A 1080-nucleotide genomic window follows, 5' to 3' on the forward strand; every position below is an offset into this window, starting at 1 on the left:
CATCGCCGAGGGGCGCGCCTGGCTGTTTCTCGCCGGCCTGATCATCTGTTTCGAGATCTGGTCGCGGAGCGCCTTCGGCGCCACTTTCGTGCTCAATCCGTTCAATCTGCAATCCATCGCGATTTTCGCCGTGGCGCCGCTGCGTTTGGCGACCGGGCAGACCTTCGTCATCATATCAGGCGGCATCGACCTTTCGCTCGGCTTCATCATGGGCCTTGCCGCGGTCATCGCCGCGCATGCCACCAACATGGCGGGCGCCGCCATTCCGTTGCCGTTGGCCATGCTGGCCGGCATCCTTGCCGCGGTGATCGTGGCCGGCGTGCCCGGCGTCATCAACGGCTTGCTGATCTCGCGGCTCAGGGTTCCGCCCTTCATCGGCACGCTCGGCATGTTCGGCGTCGCCCGCGGTGTCGCCTTCCTGCTTGCCGGCGGCACGACAGTGCCGGTACAGAATTCCTGGTTCGCACTGCTCGGCAACGGCAAGTTCCATGGCGTGCCCTATCTGGTGATGATCGCTGCTGTCTTCGTCGTCGTGATGCACTATCTGCTCAGCCAGACCCGTTTCGGCCAGCACAATTACGCCATCGGCGCCAATGTGCAGGCGGCGCGCCGCGCCGGCATCGACATCAGGGGCCACATCCTGCGGCTCTACGTGCTGTCGGCAATGTGCGCCGGCCTTGGCGGCGCGCTTTATGCCGCGCGCTTCACGGCGGGGGCAGCGCAGGCCGGCGAACCGCTGCTGCTCGACAGCGTCGCGGCGGTGGTGATCGGCGGCGCCAGCCTGTTCGGCGGCTCCGGCACGGTGATCGGGACAATTGTCGGCGCGCTGATGATCGGCCTCATCAATAACGGCCTGATTCTGATGGGGTTGGAGTTCAGCCAGCAGCTAGTCGCGCGCGGCGCCATCATCATCCTTGCCGTTGCACTCAGCCAGGGGAGGAAATGAGATGACGGTTCCCTATACGGCCATCGGCACCGTGGTTGCCAAACCCGAAACCCGCGATGAACTGCAAAGAATCCTGTCGGGCCTCGTCGAACCGACACGTGCCGAGGAGGGCTGCATCAACTACGACGTCCAGG

General features: G+C 64.8%; 2 protein-coding genes. Both read left to right on the forward strand.

Features of this window, described 5'->3' with window-relative positions:
* A partial coding sequence (locus FJ980_RS33765) for a ribose ABC transporter (RefSeq protein ID WP_210243791.1) occupies positions 1 to 946 on the forward strand: 946 nt, incomplete at its 5' end.
* Between the two features lies 1 nt (position 947).
* Positions 948 to 1080, forward strand: a 133-nt coding sequence (locus FJ980_RS36025; RefSeq protein WP_181181423.1) for an antibiotic biosynthesis monooxygenase, incomplete at its 3' end; no start/stop codon positions are given.

Origin of the sequence: Mesorhizobium sp. B1-1-5 (genome assembly GCF_006443065.1) — a bacterium.
Classification (GTDB): Bacteria; Pseudomonadota; Alphaproteobacteria; order Rhizobiales; family Rhizobiaceae; genus Mesorhizobium.